This is a genomic window from Actinocorallia longicatena (assembly GCF_039534125.1).
Classification (GTDB): Bacteria; Actinomycetota; Actinomycetes; order Streptosporangiales; family Streptosporangiaceae; genus Actinocorallia; species Actinocorallia longicatena.
The window spans coordinates 34,266-50,573 of sequence record NZ_BAAAUV010000013.1 but is presented as its reverse complement, the minus strand read 5'-3'; the positions used below and the strand labels follow the sequence as shown (position 1 = coordinate 50,573).

The window sequence follows — 16,308 nt, the reverse complement described above, 5'->3', positions numbered from 1 at the left end:
TCGGGGGGAGAAGACAGGACATGGGCGAAGGACATTCTCCCCGCTCCCACCGCTCGCCGTGCGAATCCCGGTAGCCTTTGTTTTGTGAGCCTGCGCCTATATGACACCAGTGCACGTGCCGTCCGGGAGTTCGAGCCGCTCAGGGCGGGCCGGGTCGGGCTGTACGTCTGTGGTGCGACGCCGCAGGCCGCGCCGCACATCGGGCACCTCCGTTCGGGCGTGATCTACGACCTGCTGGTGCGCTGGCTGAAGCGGTCGGGATACGACGTGATGTTCGCCAGGAACGTCACGGACGTCGACGACAAGATCATCGCCACGGCCGAGAAGTCCGGCGTGCCCTGGTTCGCCGTGGCCGAGGCCAACCAGCGGATCTTCAACGCGGGCTACAAGACGCTCGGCTGCCTCGACCCCACGATCGAGCCCCGCGCCACCGGCCACGTGCCGGAGATGATCGTCCTGATGCGGCGGCTGATCGACGGAGGGCACGCCTACAACGTCGGGAACGACGTCTACTTCGACGTGAAGTCGTGGGCCGGGCACTACGGCGAGCTGTCCAACCAGAGCCTCGACAACATGCGCGACCCGAAGGACTCCGACGGGATCAAGCGCGACCACCGCGACTTCGCGCTGTGGAAGGGGGCCAGGCCGGGCGAGCCGTCCTGGGAGACCCCGTGGGGCCCCGGACGTCCCGGATGGCACCTCGAGTGCTCCGCGATGGCCACCAAGTACCTCGGCGAGACCTTCGACATCCACGGCGGCGGCGTCGACCTGATCTTCCCGCACCACGAGAACGAGATCGCCCAGGCCAAGGCGGCGGGCGACGGGTTCGCGCGGTACTGGATGCACAACGGCCTGCTCACCATCGCCGGGGAGAAGATGAGCAAGTCGATCGGGAACGTCGTCTATCTGGACGACCTACTGCGGCAGGTCAGGGCCGTCGAGGTCCGGTACTACCTCGTCTCGGCGCACTACCGGTCGCTCATGGACTACACCGGCGGGGCGCTCGCCGACGCGGCCTCGGCCTTCCAGCGGATCGAGGGCTTCGTGACCCGGGCCGTCGAGGTCGTCGGGCTGGTGGAGCCCGCCGCGGTGCTGCCGCGCGCCTTCGCCGACGCCATGAACGACGATCTCGGCGTGCCCCAGGCGCTCGCCCTGATCCATGAGCGGGTCCGGGCGGGCAACAGCGCGCTGGCCGATCGCAAGCTCGACGATGTCCGCGAGGCCGTCGCCGAGGTCAGGGCCATGACGGCGGTGCTCGGCGTCGACCCGCTCGACTGGTCGTCCGATGACCAGGGCGATCTCATGCCGATCGTCGAGGCCCTCGTCGACGTCGTCCTGAACCAGCGCAACGAGGCCCGCGCCCGCAAGGACTACGCCGCCGCCGACGCCATCCGCGACAAGCTCAACGAGCTGGGCGTCAGCGTCGAGGACACCCCCGACGGCCAGCGAATCAGCGTCAAACGCCCCTAACGTGAGGGCCGAACCGGACGTAATCTTGGAGTTCCCCCGAGATGAGGCGGTTCGGCCGATGTTCGAACGTTTCACCGATCGTGCCCGGCGGATGGTGGTGCTGGCCCAGGAAGAGGCCAGGCTGCTCAACCACAACTACATCGGCACCGAGCACATGCTGCTCGGGATGCTCGCGAACGACGAGGATCCGATCACCGGGATCCTCACCGAGAGGGGATGCGGGCTCGACGCCGCGCGGGCCCGGGTCGAAGAGATCATCGGGATGGGGCAGACCACTTCGTTCGCGCACATCCCGTTCACGCCGCGGGCCAAGAAGGTGCTGGAGATCTCGCTCCGCGAGGCCCTCGACCTGGGCGACGACCACATCGGAACGGGCCACGTCCTGCTCGGCCTGCTCCGGGAGGGCGACGGCGTCGCCAGCCAGGTGATCTCCGGGCTCGACGTCGATCAGGACGCCCTGCGGGAACAAGTCCTCACGAGCCTGCGACGCGAGGATCCGGAGCCGCTCGGACGCAAGAGGCCGCCCGTCCGCGCGTCGGAGCTCAGATCCGTCCTCGACGAGATGCAGCGGCGGATCGAGGCCTTGGAGATCAGGCTCACAGCTCTGGAGGACCGCGCGGACCCCTGATGAAGGACTTCGCGGGAGGGGCGCTCGATGCGTCCCGTACCCTGGAAGCTGGAGTTTTCTGGGGCGTACTGCGAGTGCCGCCCATGATCAGGGAGGGCATTCCACATGACCAAGAAGGGCAAGAAGGGCCCCAGCGTCACCGCCAAGGCCGAGGATCGCCACTGGCACGGCAAGCGCGTGAAGGCCCGCTCCGCCAAGAACACGGCCAGGACCGGGAACAAGACCACGGGTCCGCGTAAGCCGGGGCTGCGCCCGTCTCGCCCGGCCGCGTCCGACGGCCGTCCGGCCAGGCCCGCGGCCACCCGCCGTCCCGACGCCCCCGAGCTGGTCTACGGCCGCAACTCGGTGCTGGAGGCGCTGCGCGCGGGCGTCCCCGGAACGTCGCTGTACTACACGCCCGACTCCGACGAGCGCGTCCGCGAAGCCATCAAGATCGCCGCCGACATCGGCATCCCGCTGCTGGAGTCGGGCAAGCCGGAACTCGACAGGCTGACCGACCGCGGCGTCCACCAGGGCCTCGCCCTCCAGGTCAAGCCGTTCCGCTACGCCCACCCCGACGACCTCCTGCAGGGCACCGCCCCGCTGATCGTCGCCCTCGACGGCATCACCGACGCCCGCAACCTCGGCGCGATCGTCCGCAGCGCGGCCGCCTTCGGCGCCTCCGGCATCCTGCTCCCCGAACGCCGCAGCGCCGGCGTCAACGCGGGCGCCTGGAAGACCAGCGCCGGAACCCTGGCCAACATGCCGGTCGCCCAGTGCACCAACCTGACCCGCCAGCTCAAGGCCTACCAGGACGCCGGCTGCTTCGTCGCGGGCCTCGACGCCCACGGCGGCACCTCGATCGCCGAACTCCCCGCCAGCGACGGCCCCTTCGTCCTGGTCATCGGCTCCGAGGGCACCGGCCTCGGCCGCCTGGTCGGCGACAGCTGCGACATGCTCGCCCACATCCCGATGTTCGGCCACGCCGAATCCCTCAACGCAGGCGTGGCCGCCGGCATCGCCCTCTACGAGATCGCCCGCCAACGCCACGCCTGACCACCCCACCTCTCACGAACGGCGAAGACCCCTGCGGTCTTCGCCGTTCCGCGTCCCCCACAACGCAGATGCACCCACCACCCCCCACCCGCTAAAGTGAGTCCCGCACCAGCCTCGTTAGCTCAGCCGGCCAGAGCAGCTGTCTTGTAAACAGCAGGTCATCGGTTCGAATCCGATACGGGGCTCCCAGCTCAAAGGCCCCGTCCGATGTTCGAACGGGGCCTTGTGCTAACGGGTACAGCAGCGAAATACAGCTACCGGCCTTAGTCGGCGGGCTTTTCGAGGAAATCCCCGAGTTGCTTGAGAGCCTTGCGCGTCTCCTCGGGAGGGACCTCGGAGTAGATCTCCATCGTGATCGAGATCTTGCTGTGGCGGAGGATCTGCATCGCCACACGGGGGTGCACGTCGAGGGCGACCAGCAGCGAACCGCAGGTGTGCCGGGTGTCGTGGACTCGGATGCGCTTGACCTTGGCGCGCAGGGACCGCGCGGTGAACGCCCGGTTGACGTTGCTCGGTTCGATGGGGCCGCCGGTCCGGGTGGTGAAGACCAGGTCGGACTTGCGCCACCCCTTGCCCGCGATGCGGCGGGCTTGGTCCTGCTGACGCTGGCGCATCCGTAGGGCCGCCGTGACGACCTCGGGGAGCGGCAGCGTGTCCGTTGAACCGTCCGTCTTGGTCCGCTCCTTGTGCAGCAGAGGCCCTGCACCGACACGTTGAAGCTGCCACGCGACGTTCAGCGCGCCCTCGTCGAAATCGACGTCAGTCCAGCGAAGTCCCAGCGCCTCCCCCTTGCGCAGGCCCAAGACCAGGATGAGAACCCACAGGGCGTAGAGGTCATCGTTCCAGTCACGGGAGAAGACCAGGAAGCGGCGGGCCTCCTCGACGGTCCAGGACTCGCCCTTACGGGTCCGCTTCCGCGCGGTCGGCAGCTTGACGAGCATGGCCACGTTCCGTGTGATCAGCTCCTCGGCCATGGCATGTGTGAGGGCGGCCCGCAGGGTGTCCCGTGCTGCGCGGATCGTGTTCCGGCTGGCGTAGTCCTCGCAGCAGTCCCCAGCCGCGCAGCAGCGGCGGCGTTCGGCTAGACGCTGCTCGTCCTTTTTCTGCGCGCAGCACTGGCACTTGCCGGGCAGCCCGTTGAGCCAGGTCTGGACGTCGCGCACGGTCAGTTTGGCCAGCCGCTTCTTGCCCAGACCGGGCGTGACGTAGGCCCTTGCCATGAGGTCGTAGTACCGCCACGTCGTCGGCTCACGGTTCGGCTTGATGGACTCCTCCAGCCAGCGTGTCAGGTACTGCGCGACGTTCGGCGTGGTCGTCGGGACGGGGCCGTTCTTCGCGGCCGCCAGCGCATGGACGTACTTGTCGTGCGTCTCCTCACGAGTCCGGCCGTAGACCCACTTGCGGCGGCGCTCACCGGTCGGGGTCGTGACCCAGACGACGGCGGCCCACTTGCCCTTGTACGGGAAGATCGATCCTTCCCCGTTCGCGCGGGTGCGCTTGCGGCCTCCCGACTCCTCGGGCTCGTCGGCGGGCGCGGCGGTGGCGGTGGCGGTCATCAGGCGGCCTCTGCTTCCTCGATCAGGCGGGTGACGTACTCGGTGATGGCGGTGGCGGGGATGCGGCGGCACCGATTGACCGTGACGGTCATGATCCGGCCGCGATGGATCTCGCGGTACAAGACGGACCGGCTCAGGGAGAGGATCTCCATGGCCTCTTCGAGGCGGTAAAGAGCCTTGGGGAAGGGCAGTTCGGCAATGGCGGCGGTCATGAGAGCGACCCTTCGGCGAGCCCGTTCGGAGTGGTCTACGGACGCGCGTTGGCGTTGTCCGGACACGCGAACAGGACGGTTCTGAGGGGGGTAGCCGTAACAGGCGTAACAGGGTCGTTTTCCCTGGTCAGCCTGTTACGGCTTGTTTTGCTGTTACGCCTTAGCCGTAACAGCGGGAGAAGCCTCACATGCCCTGAGCTGCGGGTTCGAGGCTGTTACGGCTGTTACGGGTACCCCTGGCGAGGATGACGATTTCGGCATCGGGGTGGGGGTCGACGGGCGGGTTGGGGTCGCCGCAGTAGCGGCTCCAGGCGTCGGTGAAGTCGGCTCGCAGGTAGCCCTTGAGGAGTTGTCCGTTGAACCGGGCGGTGGTCGAACGGATCTCGTACTCGCGCAGCAGCGCGCCGAGTCGGGCGGCGGTCAGCCCGTTCGGTCCGTAGGTCATCCAGGGGGCTTCGGGGTCGGCCTTAAGCCGCTCCAGCAGGACGGCGCTGGGTAGTGCAGTGTCCGTCCCGAACACGGTCCGGCAGTCGTTGAGCAGCCGCAGACGGGGCGACATCTGCTCTTCATCGGCCTGACCGGTGAGGGCGAGCACGGCAGCCCGGGCGCGCGCGGGCCAGCGCCCGCCGGCATGGTCGGCGACAGCCACGAGGGGTTCCCAGGTGTCGGCGGCCCTGTCCTCGACGGGCATGTCGGGCTCTGCGCGTTCAAGGGCGTCGAGGTCGGCGCGGAGCCACTGGTTGAGCTGCTGGGCGAGCTGCCGCAGGGCGGGCCGGTCGCGGCGGTGCCGGAAGGGCGCGACGGGTTCGGCGCGGTTGCGGCGCCGCATCTTGACCACGACTGCGCGGTCTTCGATGGTGTCGGGCATCGCGCCGATACCGGCGAGCGCGGCCATGGCGAAGGTGGGGATGGACTCGACGCTTCGTGTCTCGGCGTTGTACCGCTTGGCGGGCCGGTTGCGCTGGTGGCCAGCGTTGAGCAGCCCTCGCAGGTCTTCGTTGCCGTCTGCTTTGGGTCCGAAGATGGTGTCGGCCTCGTCTACGAGCATGGTGGGCGGGTCTTCGGTGATGGACCGGTAGACGGCGGCCGGGCTGGAGTTGACGGTGATGAAGGGGTCGTGACAGGTGGCTTCGACGATGTCGAGGAGCCGGGACTTGCCGCACCGCTTTTCCGGTCCTCGGATGACGAGGCGGGGGGCGTGAGGCCATGCGGGTTGTGCGTGGGTGGCGGCGATCCACAGGGTGACGGCGTGTCCGGCCTCGACGCTGGGCAGGATCACGTAGGTGTTGAGGGCGGTGTGCAGGGCGTCGAGGAGTTCGGCGCCGGTCGGCGGGGTGGGGGTTTCGGGGTTCACGCGGCGGCCTCCTGGCGTCGGGTGATGGTGCGGGGTCGGGCGGTCCCCTTCGCCAGGGCGGCGTTGATGGTTGCGGTGGCTTCGGTGTCGGTGAATCCATCCCTGCCGGGGCTGAGATGGACGCTGACGGCCTCTGTCAGGGCGGCCCTTACAACAGGCTCGGGAAGAGCTCCAGAGCCCACGAGGCGCCCCAGGTTGTAGGCGGCCTTGTTGAGGGCGTGGTTGCGGCCCCCGATCTGGGCCTCGACGACGCGCCGCATCTCTCCGTTGAGTGCCGCTTGTGCGTAGCCGTCGAGGTCGGTGACGCTCGGGGAAGGTTGGGCACTCAAGGGGCGGGGCTGGGGGCGGGCGGCGGTCAGTCGCCAGCGCAGCCAGTCCGGGAGCGGAGCGGGGGTGATGTCGTTGACGATCTCGTAGCCGCCTGCTCCATCGGGCAGGTCGACGTGGGAGCCGGGACCGACGACGTAGCCGCCTGCTGCTCGGGTGTCGATGAGCCAGCCCAGCCCGCTGGCGCTGCGCCCGTTGGTATTGCGGAGCTCCACACCGGGCGGGGCGGTGAAGTACAGGTGTGTGCCGCCGCGCCGGGTCCGGACGGTGAAGGTGTTGAACGGGTAGGGCTGGCGGCGTCGTTCGGCGAGGACGGCCAGGACGTCGGCGCCCTCGTTGACGCCGAGCATGTTCCATTCCTCGGGCGGGGTCTCGCCGGGCTTGGGCATGTCGAGGTCGATCACGACCAACTTCGACGGGCCGCACGCGATCGCGACATTGAACGGGCGCGTCCAGAACGCGGCGATGCGGTCGGTGTCGGTGGTGGCGTGGGTCTCCCAGGCAGTGAAGCCTGCGAGCGGGGTCTTGAGGTGGGGGCGGAGCGGGAAGATGTGCCAGCCGCGCCGGGCGGCGGCCAGCGCGAACGGCAGGGTGGCGTTCATGCCGGTCACCGGTCGCTCTCTTCGGTCCAGCCGTCGACCCAGAGGGCGTCGTGGTCGGTCTCGTAGGGGAGCACGACGCAGATCGAGTCGCTGGCAGTGCCCTCGATGAGGCGGAAGTGCTGCAAGCCCAGCCCATCGGGGAAGTACTCGATGGGCAGGTTGCACCACTGGCAGCGCAGGAAGTCCCTGACCGGCGGCGCTTCCTCCTGCGCGGGCGGGGTGTAGGGCCGCCAGTCGTTGTCGTCGGTCACTGGTCCTCCTCCTCGTCGTACGGGTCGGGCTCGTCCTGCGCAGCGGGATAGCCGCGCGGGTCGTAGTCGTCGTGGTCGGGCTCGTCGGGCTCGTCGGCGGGCACGCCCCAGGTGCAGGGGCCGCCGCAGGTGCCACACTCGTCGTCGTACTCGGCCGGGCAGGGCTCGTCGCCGTGGTCATCGCCGCACTGAGAACAGGCGCAGTCTCCGCACAGTTCCAGCCCGTTGAGGTCGTCGAGGATGCCGCAGCGGGCACAGCTGCCAGTGATCATGTTTGGCTCCTAATCCGGCGGGCTATGCGGCCCGCTGCTCGAAGTCGGTGAGGCAGTCGAGGCAGCAGCCGTAGCGGGTGGGCAGGGTGTAGCCGACATCGGTCGTGCAGCGGGGGCAGGTGCGGCGGGCGGCGTTGGCCTTGTCGAGGGCGGCGAGTTGGCGCGGGGTGGCGGTCCGCTTGGGGAGGGCGAAGCGGATGTCGTAGAGGTAGGCGGCGCGGAGGTGAGGGCGGTGGCGGGAGCCCCAGAGGATCTGTCCGGCGATGGGCTGTCCGCCGGGGCGCAGGCCGCGTGCGGTGAGCTGTCGGCGGGTGAGCAGGTGGGCGGGGGCCATACGCCACGGCCACGTGGGGACGTCGTGGCGGGTGGCGGTGGGGTCCATGAACCGGTCGGCGCGGGTGGCACGGGGCCGGGTGGGCTTGATCGCGGGCATGACGGAATCAACCTCCGTACGGGTGGGTGTTTTGGGGGGTCTGGCCGGGGGCCTCTAGGGGGTCTAGGGCGGTGTCTGTGCTGGCCAGGGAGGGTCTTGGGGGCTAGAGGGAGGGTCTAGTTCCTAGAGGCTGAGGGCCTAGAACTAGGCCCCTCCCAGACCCCGTCTAGGGGCCTTCTAGGCCCGGTCGAGGGCCTGTGTGACGTCCTCGCGGCGGTAGCCGTTGCGGTTACGGCCGTCGATCTCGACCTGTCGGGGGAAGACGCCGAGGGGCTTGAGGGCGGCGGCGAGCTTGCCTGCCTCCCATCCGTCGTAGCCGTCCATCTTGGTGAGGGCGTCGAGGATCTCGGCGGTGTGCGCGCCCTTGGGGTGCCCGCCCATCGCGTCCAGGACGGCCATCAGCAGCTTGACCCCAGGGCGCTCCGCCGTGGCCGGGAGGGTACCGGCGGCCTTGCGCAGGTCGTAGGCGCGGGAGGCCAGCCCGGACAGCTCGGATTCGTTGAGGAACGCCGAACGGGTCTGAATCGGCAGAGCACCCTCAGAGAGGAGGTAACCGGCGCCGCGCTGGTCGGCGTTGAACTTCGCGGCGCTGAAGCCCTGTGAGGCTCGGCCCGAACCGAGGATGGTGTCGGAGGCGTCGGGGGTGGTGCAGCGCAGCGCCCAGCGGATGGACAGGATGTCGCGCAGGCGGGTCGGGACGACTTCGGCGGCGGGCCGCTGGGTGACGGCGCCGGTCACGATGGCGGCGGCCCGGCCGCGTCCGACGATGTCGGCGACGCTGAGCACGAATGCTTTGTCGGCCTTGGTGTCGCCGGAGGCGGACCACGTCTGGATCTCGTCCAGGTGCAGCAGGATCGGGTTGATCCCGTACTTGGCCGCGATCTCCCGCGTGATCTTCGGCGTGCCCAGCTTGCGCAGGAGCTTGTAGCGGCGGTTCATCTCCTCCCGCACGGTCTCCAGCATCTCCATCACCGGGTCGTGTCCCTGCCGGTCCCCGATGACGCCCTTGGCCAGCGGCTCGAACAGCATCTGGTCGAATCCGTACTTGCCGTCCCCCAGGTACAGGTCGATGTAGGGGTCGAGGGCGGCGAAGCACAGGATGTTGTTCGAGGCCACCGACTTACCGCCGCCGGGCTCCCCGCCGATCAGGTACGAGCGTTCCACCAGGGAGAAGGCGACCGCGCGGCCCCGGGCGTCGCGTCCGGCGAAGACCTTGTCGGTCCAGAAGCTCGTACCGGCCGCCTGTGAGACGAGGGGGTTCTCTACTCGGTCGCCCTGCATCGGGTCCTCGTCGGCCACCCACAGCTTGATCCGGCCGTTGTGTCCCTTGACGGGGTCGATCGCGACCTGGACCTCATCCACGCCGATGGCGGAGGCGATCTCGGGGCGCTTCTTGGCGGCGGCGCTGTAGGGGATGCCCGGGGGGAGTTCAACGGTGGCGATCCAGGCGTCCCCGTCCCGGGTGACCGCGCCGATCACGCGGATCTGGTCGAGCTTTCCCAGCTTGGCGTTGGCGAGCGCACCGCGAACGGCCTTGCTGCCCGGGTGGGTGCCCAGCGCGCCGCGCCCATCGTCGGCTTTGCCGGCCGAACGGAGCTTGCGTTCCGCCGCGCCTGCCGCCCCGAGTCCCAGCAGGGCAGCGAGGGTGAACAGGAACGGCCCGAACGCGGCCCACACCATGAACGTGGCCAGCACCGACAGGCCCAGCGCCGCGCCGCCCATCCGCTGACGGGACTTGCGCAGTTCCAGCACCATCTTGGGGTTGCTCCCGAGCTGGGCGTTCAGCTCGGCGGCCGTCGCCCAGGACCACGCGGCACGGATGCCGCGCCCGGTGCCCAGAGCGCCGTAGTACAGCTCGTGCTTGAGGATGGCGTTGATGACCAGGTCGGGGCGCTTGGCCAGCTCTCCCACGCGGTCGGTGAGCTGCTGAGCGGACGCGCGCCAGTCGGCGAGCATCTGCGCACCTGACACGGCGCCGCCGGGCAGGGCCGGGAAGGTCTTGACGATCCGGCCCTCAATGGGAGGCGTGGCGTCCGGCTCGTCGGCGGGGTCCTGGTCGCGGGTCTTGGGGAAGGGGACGATCTCGGCATCGGTCCGGTCCTGGCCGGGCGGGTTGTGGTCGGGGTCGTTGGAGAAGTTCGGTTCGGCGGTCATGCTGGTGGTTCTCCTTCGGGAGGGGTGGGCGGCGGCTCGGTTCTTGGTCGGATTGGGGCCGCCGCCCGGTCAGGTGGGAGAGGTGGTCAGGCGGCCTCTGCTAGGGGCAGGGCCATAACGCGCTTGGCGCGGTCGAAGCTGATTCCGAGAGCGCTCTGCACACGACGTACGGGAGCGTTGTCGGGAAGGTCTCCGGCAGAGACGAGAGCGGCCAGCCGCTCCCGTAGGACGGCATCGGACAGAGCGCGCGGGGACGTCGTTGAGGGCTTGCGGCGGGCAGACGGCGGAACCTTGACGCCCTTGTGCGAGCGGGCCGGGGTCGCTGCTGGCACCGGCTGTTCGGGCAGGTCAGGCAGGAAACTCGTGGTCGACGTCGGGAGGGGCCCGGGCTCGGCTGCCGGGGCGGCGTCGAGGTCGAGGGCCAGCTCAGTGAGCAGCGGGACCTTGCTGCCGTGGATGTCGGTCCAGGGGTCGGCGGCGCTGATGCTCTCGTCCACGACACCGATCAGGTGCGCGGTCGCGGCGGCCCCGACCGGCCCAATTGAGTGCGCCAGCATGGCACCCAACAAGGTGGCGATGCTCCCGACCGTCCACGTGGGAGGGGCGACAGCGGCGGCGGCCAGGTTGAGCAGGATCGAGGTCGCCAGACAGCCGGTCGCGATCTGAACGGCCCGGTCGTTGAGGCGGCCCCCACAGGCGGCCAGCCCAGCGCGGGCGACGATGACCCACACCACCGCGCCGATGAGAACGGGCTCCAGCAACCACAGCACCCACCACGTAGGGGCGTCGCTAGCGACGTGCATCAGCCGGGCGCCGCCCGCCTGCACACCGGTCGTGGACCAGGCAGCGAACCCCAGCAGCACGGGCACGAGAACCTTGAGGTTCCGGGTCCGCAGCCGTTCCAGCCGCAGCGCGCGGGCCTCACCAGAGCGGGCCATGTGGGCGGCGATCCGGATGCGCTCTCCGGAGTCCTTGGACTCCCGGTAGACGCGGGCCAGGGTGGCGGATGCGTTCGCGGATGCCTCTCGTTCGGTGCGGTCGAGGTCGGCGCGGCGGGTGACCTCCGACAGATCGGCGAGCGCGCGGTTGTGCTCGGCCGTGGCCATGGTGCGCGCCAGCTCATCGCTGCGGCGGACGGCCTCACGGTCACGCTGCTGGGCAAGCTCGTCAGCCAGCTCGCGCGCCGGAAGCGTCTCGACGCTCGGGTTGGTCGCCTTCATGTGGGCTCTCCTTTCGGTTCGGGCTGGCGTTCCGTGAGACGGCCGGTAGAACCGGCCGCCTGGACGCAGCGTCAGCGCGCGTTAGTGCGGCGGAAGCGAAGGCGGGGGTAGACGGAGCGGACACGGGTGGTGGTCCAGGTGGTGAGCTGGCGCAGCTCCGGGTAGATCAGAGCGATGCCAGCGGCGATGAGCAGGAAGGTGATCACTGGGCGGCCTTTCGTCTGCTGTGCGGGGAGTTAGGAGGTTGCGCCGAGGGCGGCGATGAGGGCGGTGAGGAAGAGCCATCCGATGTGCCAGGACTGGTCGAGGGCGTAGGCGCCGGTACCGGCCGGGGCCGCCATGACGTCGCCGAGGCGGGCGAACTCGCCCTTACCGATCCGGTCTGCCAGCGCCAGCAGGGTTATGCGCCGGTCAGCCCAGGCGTGAGAGGCAGCGTCGATCAGCAGGGCGACGGCCAGGAACAGGCCGTAGAGCGGGAAGCGGATACCGGTCACAGCGATGGCCAGGGCCAGCGCCGCCCCCTTGAGTGCGGTCAGGGTGAGGACGTGACGCAGGCACGCAAGCGCGCCGTCGCGGTCGGTCCGGCCCTTGGTGATGGCCTGGTGGTGGGTCTGCAACCAGTGGTCGCCGACGTGATGCGCCGCATACAGCGCGGCGAAGCAGGTGGCGAACACGGCGGGGTCGGCGAGCTTCATCAGGCGGCCTCTCCCGTGCGGGCGGAAGCCCGGAGAACGGCCAGTTCGTAGGTGGTGTGACCGGCCCAGATACCGGACGTGGGCTTGGTGCGCAGCGCGTACTCAAGGCACGCATCCCACACCGGGCAGGACTCGCAGACGTCCTTGGCGACGTCGATCCGTGCCCGCCGGTCGAGTTCCGTCTCGGCCTCGAAGACGTCCGGCCCGGTGTGCAGGTCCGGGTTGTAACGGCACTCGCCATCACTCACCAGATCCAGCAGATCCACCAGCGGCAGCACCGACAGCAGAACCGGAGCCGAGGCCTTCGAGGCCGAGACGGGGAAGGGGAGCGTCTTCATCAGAACGCGTCCACGAACCGCGAGAGCGAGTCACCCAGGGTCTGGACGCCAGCGGCGGCGGCCTCGGGGTTCTTCACCAGGAACAGGAAGACGCAGATGCCCACGATGGTCTGCGGCCACTTCTTCGGCTGAGTCGGGATCACTTGCCTACCTCCGTTGCGAGCGGTCGAGCTGATGAGCTCACCGTATACGCAACTTCGTATACGCACAAGACCTAGGTATACGATGATGCGTATACGCTGGTCAAAGCGTCGAGGGAAGGATCACGCAATGGCAGAACCGGCATACGTCCGCATCGCGGGCGAGTACGCGCGCCGCATCCGGGGCGGGGAGCTCCCGCCCGGCACGCAGCTACCGAGCTACGCCGAGATCGCGCAGCAGAACGGCGTCTCGGACATCGTGGTTCGCAAGGCCCTCGAACTCCTCGGGAGTCAGGGGCTGGTTCGGACCGTGCGGAGGCGGGGAGTCTTCGTGGCCGATCGCCCCAACCTCGTCCGCGTATCGCCCGAGCGCCAGATGGAGAGCGCTGAGCGGTCGTTCGCGAACGAGTCAGATCGGCAGGTCCGCGTGGAACGCGAGACCGAGCAGATCCCTGCCACCACCGAACTCGCGGAGGCGCTCGGCGTCCCGCTCGGCGAAGAGATCAAGCACGTCATCACCCGCGCTACCGAGGACGGACGGCCGATCTCGATCTCGGACACCTACCAGCCGCTGGACGTCTCCGACATCTCAGGAGCCGATTTCCTGGAAGAGACCCTCTCAGACCTGCTGCCCGCGGCTGCCCACGCCGAATGGCTGCGAACGACTCCTGGCGACCTCGTCAAGACGGTTCACCAGCGATTCCTCTCCGCCGATGACCGGATCATCATGATCTCCACCGTGTCGTACCCCCGCGACCGCTACGACGCGTTCGTGTTCCGCATGGCCCTCAAATAGGGCGCCACGAAGGGGGGTGCCGACGTTCGGCACCCCCCTTCGCATGTCTGAAATCAGGCCCGAACCCAGCCCTCCGCCACGTCCTCTTCTGTCCACCACGACACGAAGTCCCGATCTACGGATTCCAGCTTCCACCGAGCAGACAAGGCATCGAAGAACGCGTCGTTGCCGGTCTTGCCACCCTTCCGCTCACCGATGTAGATCAGCCGCTCACCGCCAGCGGCCTCGAACGAGGTGAGAGCGTCGAACGCCATCGAGTCGCCCCACCCAGGCGGCCAGCAGAGGAACAGCGCATAATCCGCCGGCATAGCGCGGGCGGCGAACCCGTCTAGGTCCCCGACCGGGTGCCAGACATCCACCTGCCCAGCCGCTCCAGGAAACGAAATACTCCTGGCGCTGTCCGGTGGGTCCGAGTCATAGGCCTCGATGGACAGTCCTTGTCGGGCGATCTGCGCTGCCCAGTAGCCTCTTCCTGCTCCGAGCTCAACGATTGGACGACCTCCACTGAACTCAGAGATCCATTCGATGGTCTGAGGGGCGGGGATTGCGTGCGCGTAAACGCCTTGCAATTGCATCTGCGCGAAGGCGAGCCGTGGGCTGCCCTGCGCTCTGCCGCCGTTCACTACTCGGCGGCCGCTACGTTCGGTCACGAACGGCTCAACGATGTCCCAGTACGGGTTCATACTCTCGGAGGTGCCACCGGTCAGGTAGTGCACGAACCGCAAGCTGAACTGAGCATCAGCCTGCTCATCGCCGACTCCGGGAAGCCGCTCCGCCATGCTCAGGTACTCAGCTACCTTCGGATATTCGCGCTGAAGCCTCTGATCGTCCTCCAGTAGCGCGCTGAGTTCGTCCCATCGGTCTGATGTAAGGATCAGCTTGGCCATGCCGCGAGCTTCTCGCACTACGCCCAAGCAGTCCAGCTTTGCGAGCTTCACGACTCGGGGCGCCTCAAACCATCGGACTGCTCATCGGCGGGGTCCTGTGAAGTCGTTGATGCCAACAGGGAGTCCTGAAGCTCGCCGAAGATTCGCGAAAATCAGCCAATAAGTTGACAAAACGGTCATTGTTCACAATTTCTTTGTCTGCATTCGTTACTATTAGGTAACGGTCGCGATGTGCGGTCTGGAGCTGGCATAATGGCTTACATGGCAGCCTCAAGTTCGCGCGTTGCATGGATAATCGCTATCCTTTTCGGTGCAGTAGTTCTAATCGTTGGAATTGTATTTATCTATATTGGAATTGATAATTCGGACAAGCTGGGCAGCGCCATCGCATGCCTTGCTACATTGATCGGGCTTGGAATAACTGTGTACTCATCATTCCAGGCAAGGAATATTGCAAATCCTTCTCGTCAGCGGGGAGGACAGGCTTCAAATATTCGGCAGACTCAGTCCGGCGGAGATAACTCCTCAAACATTCAGTCTGCCGGGGATGTATCTTTCGGTGATAATAATCAAATCTAAGGAGGTCTGGATGAAATGGATACAAAGGCAGCGTTCTGGCTCGGGGTCTCAAAATATTCAAGGTGAAATAATCCATGTTGGATTGACGTACGGTGAAGCTAAAGACCTTTTTATGGATCTTTTCGAACAGAATTTCTATCGCCTGTCCAGCGTTGCGCATGCTACCGCGAAAGAGCGTGTCGATGAGCTAACCGAAAACTATCTCCATAGTCTCCAGGCTAGCGCTCCAGAGTCGATTGAAAATATTAGCGATCCGGGGGTTCAAGCCGCGATTCTGGATGTTCAGTCTGGATATGCGCGTAGTGGAGACCAAGACTTGGGGCAGATCTTGATAGATCTCCTTGTGGAGCGAACAAAGTCGACTACTCGTGATATTTATCAATTGTCTCTAACTGAAGCGCTTGGGGTTGCTTCTAAACTCTCCGCTCGGCATTTCTCGATACTGACGACTTTGTTTCTGGTCCGGGAAACCAAGATTCACTGTCATACGCATACAGATTTTTATAAACGCCAAGCACGACTCTTGGCACCACTCCTGGATTCTCTGGACTTTTCTCCATCAGACCTTCGCTATCTTGAGGCGGTTGGTTGCATTGGCCTTCTTCCTCTTCCGCGCACTATTCAACACCTATGGAAAAAGGTTTCGCCGGGTTTCTTTGCCAAAGGTTTTGGTGTGGGTGAATTGCCGGACGAAATTTCACAGAAATACTTCCAGCCCCCCTACTCAACTCGTTGTCTTCGCGATAAAGATAAGCTTCAAATTGACGCCTCTGATAGTGACGCACTTAAAGTAAAGATTGAAAATGATGACAGGTTTACCGGATCGGAGAAGGAACGGGTCGAGCAGATTCTGACAAATCTTCTCGAAAATGCAGCCTACTTGCTTTCGGATGATGAGATTTCGTTGGAAGCGCAAGAATTTGACCCTCGTCTGCCGCAGATAATGACGAAATGGGAATCCACGAATCTATCCCTCTCAAATCTTACAGTCGTGGGGATCGCCTTGGCTCATGCAAATTTGCGAAGGATAGCAGGTGAGGTATTCCCGGAGGATGTGAGGATTTGGATTTCTTAAGCTTCAAAATGTCGTATGTAATGTTGTAAATGGCTTGTCGTCGGAAGTACCTAACCGACGCTCTGCGGTGCGGTTTCGGCCGTCCGGACCGCCACTCCTGCCGGACCAACTGCCTGACGTCGGCAGGAGACGTTGGGAGACAGAGAGAACTAGCGAGGTGCGTGCGATACGGGGGTTGCATGCTCGATCTGGCCTCGGTCCGCGTTCGCATCGAAGGGGGCTGCCCTGGAACCGAGCGATGCTGGCGGAAGGCGTTCGAGCGACGGCTTTGTACAGCAGCGAAG

At 66.5% G+C, this 16,308-nt stretch carries 20 protein-coding genes and 1 tRNA gene; 7 read left to right on the top strand and 14 right to left on the bottom strand.

Going from position 1 to position 16,308, the window contains the following annotated elements; translation table 11 throughout:
* Window positions 1–84 precede the first annotated feature (84 nt).
* The 4 genes from cysS to ABD785_RS24315 all read left to right on the top strand — a co-directional run bounded on the left by cysS (window position 85) and on the right by ABD785_RS24315 (window position 3,318).
* Complete coding sequence (gene cysS / locus ABD785_RS24330; protein WP_344832362.1) at window positions 85–1,470, top strand: cysteine--tRNA ligase; 1,386 nt, start codon at window positions 85–87, stop codon at window positions 1,468–1,470.
* A 58-nt stretch (window positions 1,471–1,528) separates the two neighbouring features.
* Window positions 1,529–2,098: a Clp protease N-terminal domain-containing protein gene (locus ABD785_RS24325; RefSeq protein WP_425547815.1), complete on the top strand. Its 570-nt coding sequence runs from the start codon at window positions 1,529–1,531 to the stop codon at window positions 2,096–2,098.
* 105 nt (window positions 2,099–2,203) lie between these two features.
* A complete protein-coding gene (gene rlmB, locus ABD785_RS24320) occupies window positions 2,204–3,133 on the top strand; it encodes a 23S rRNA (guanosine(2251)-2'-O)-methyltransferase RlmB (protein WP_344832360.1) in 930 nt (309 codons plus the stop codon).
* Between the two features lie 111 nt (window positions 3,134–3,244).
* Window positions 3,245–3,318: transfer RNA gene (locus ABD785_RS24315), tRNA-Thr, on the top strand.
* 78 nt (window positions 3,319–3,396) lie between these two features.
* On the opposite strand, the gene ABD785_RS24310 is transcribed toward ABD785_RS24315, so the two are convergent.
* The 13 genes from ABD785_RS24310 to ABD785_RS24250 form a co-directional block, all read right to left on the bottom strand.
* Window positions 3,397–4,689, bottom strand: coding sequence for a tyrosine-type recombinase/integrase (locus ABD785_RS24310; protein ID WP_344832359.1), 1,293 nt, complete (start codon window positions 4,687–4,689; stop codon window positions 3,397–3,399).
* Window positions 4,689–4,901 carry a helix-turn-helix domain-containing protein gene (locus ABD785_RS24305; RefSeq protein ID WP_344832358.1) on the bottom strand — a complete coding sequence of 71 codons (213 nt, stop codon included), beginning with the start codon at window positions 4,899–4,901 and terminating at the stop codon, window positions 4,689–4,691. The genes ABD785_RS24310 and ABD785_RS24305 overlap by 1 nt, the downstream gene beginning before the upstream one ends.
* A 184-nt stretch (window positions 4,902–5,085) precedes the next feature.
* Complete coding sequence (locus ABD785_RS24300; protein ID WP_344832357.1) at window positions 5,086–6,255, bottom strand: DUF3631 domain-containing protein; 1,170 nt, start codon at window positions 6,253–6,255, stop codon at window positions 5,086–5,088.
* Window positions 6,252–7,184, bottom strand: a complete 933-nt coding sequence (locus tag ABD785_RS24295; protein ID WP_344832773.1) for a bifunctional DNA primase/polymerase — start codon at window positions 7,182–7,184, stop codon at window positions 6,252–6,254. Before ABD785_RS24295 ends, ABD785_RS24300 begins: the two co-directional genes overlap by 4 nt.
* A 5-nt stretch (window positions 7,185–7,189) precedes the next feature.
* Window positions 7,190–7,435: a hypothetical protein gene (locus ABD785_RS24290; RefSeq protein ID WP_344832356.1), complete on the bottom strand. Its 246-nt coding sequence runs from the start codon at window positions 7,433–7,435 to the stop codon at window positions 7,190–7,192.
* A complete protein-coding gene (locus ABD785_RS24285) occupies window positions 7,432–7,707 on the bottom strand; it encodes a hypothetical protein (protein ID WP_344832355.1) in 276 nt (91 codons plus the stop codon). The genes ABD785_RS24290 and ABD785_RS24285 overlap by 4 nt, the downstream gene beginning before the upstream one ends.
* A gap of 22 nt (window positions 7,708–7,729) precedes the next feature.
* The gene (locus ABD785_RS24280; protein WP_344832353.1) at window positions 7,730–8,140 is read right to left on the bottom strand and encodes an RRQRL motif-containing zinc-binding protein; all 411 of its coding nucleotides are present in this window, start codon (window positions 8,138–8,140) and stop codon (window positions 7,730–7,732) included.
* Between the two features lie 177 nt (window positions 8,141–8,317).
* Entirely contained in the window at window positions 8,318–10,294 is a 1,977-nt protein-coding gene (locus ABD785_RS24275; RefSeq protein WP_344832352.1) for an FtsK/SpoIIIE domain-containing protein, read from the bottom strand.
* An 86-nt stretch (window positions 10,295–10,380) separates the two neighbouring features.
* Window positions 10,381–11,514, bottom strand: coding sequence for a hypothetical protein (locus ABD785_RS24270; RefSeq protein WP_344832351.1), 1,134 nt, complete (start codon window positions 11,512–11,514; stop codon window positions 10,381–10,383).
* A 71-nt stretch (window positions 11,515–11,585) separates the two neighbouring features.
* On the bottom strand, window positions 11,586–11,720 hold the full coding sequence (locus ABD785_RS24265) for a hypothetical protein (protein ID WP_344832349.1): 135 nt from the start codon (window positions 11,718–11,720) through the stop codon (window positions 11,586–11,588).
* A gap of 30 nt (window positions 11,721–11,750) precedes the next feature.
* The gene (locus ABD785_RS24260) at window positions 11,751–12,209 is read right to left on the bottom strand and encodes a transcriptional regulator (protein ID WP_344832347.1); all 459 of its coding nucleotides are present in this window, start codon (window positions 12,207–12,209) and stop codon (window positions 11,751–11,753) included.
* Window positions 12,209–12,547, bottom strand: coding sequence for a WhiB family transcriptional regulator (locus ABD785_RS24255; RefSeq protein WP_344832346.1), 339 nt, complete (start codon window positions 12,545–12,547; stop codon window positions 12,209–12,211). The genes ABD785_RS24260 and ABD785_RS24255 overlap by 1 nt, the downstream gene beginning before the upstream one ends.
* A complete protein-coding gene (locus ABD785_RS24250) occupies window positions 12,547–12,690 on the bottom strand; it encodes a hypothetical protein (protein WP_344832343.1) in 144 nt (47 codons plus the stop codon). The genes ABD785_RS24255 and ABD785_RS24250 overlap by 1 nt, the downstream gene beginning before the upstream one ends.
* Before the next feature lie 127 nt (window positions 12,691–12,817).
* Here ABD785_RS24250 and ABD785_RS24245 point away from each other — a divergent pair, with 127 nt between their 5' ends.
* Complete coding sequence (locus tag ABD785_RS24245) at window positions 12,818–13,483, top strand: GntR family transcriptional regulator (protein WP_344832340.1); 666 nt, start codon at window positions 12,818–12,820, stop codon at window positions 13,481–13,483.
* A gap of 53 nt (window positions 13,484–13,536) precedes the next feature.
* Here the strand turns inward: ABD785_RS24245 and ABD785_RS24240 are convergent, their stop codons facing one another.
* Window positions 13,537–14,370, bottom strand: a complete 834-nt coding sequence (locus ABD785_RS24240) for a hypothetical protein (protein WP_344832338.1) — start codon at window positions 14,368–14,370, stop codon at window positions 13,537–13,539.
* A 261-nt stretch (window positions 14,371–14,631) separates the two neighbouring features.
* On the opposite strand from ABD785_RS24240, the gene ABD785_RS24235 reads away from it, so the two are divergent.
* Together ABD785_RS24235 and ABD785_RS24230 are read left to right on the top strand one after the other, a co-directional pair.
* Window positions 14,632–14,949: a hypothetical protein gene (locus ABD785_RS24235; protein ID WP_344832336.1), complete on the top strand. Its 318-nt coding sequence runs from the start codon at window positions 14,632–14,634 to the stop codon at window positions 14,947–14,949.
* A gap of 10 nt (window positions 14,950–14,959) precedes the next feature.
* Complete coding sequence (locus ABD785_RS24230) at window positions 14,960–16,024, top strand: LPO_1073/Vpar_1526 family protein (RefSeq protein WP_344832334.1); 1,065 nt, start codon at window positions 14,960–14,962, stop codon at window positions 16,022–16,024.
* The last annotated feature ends 284 nt before the right edge of the window (window positions 16,025–16,308 follow it).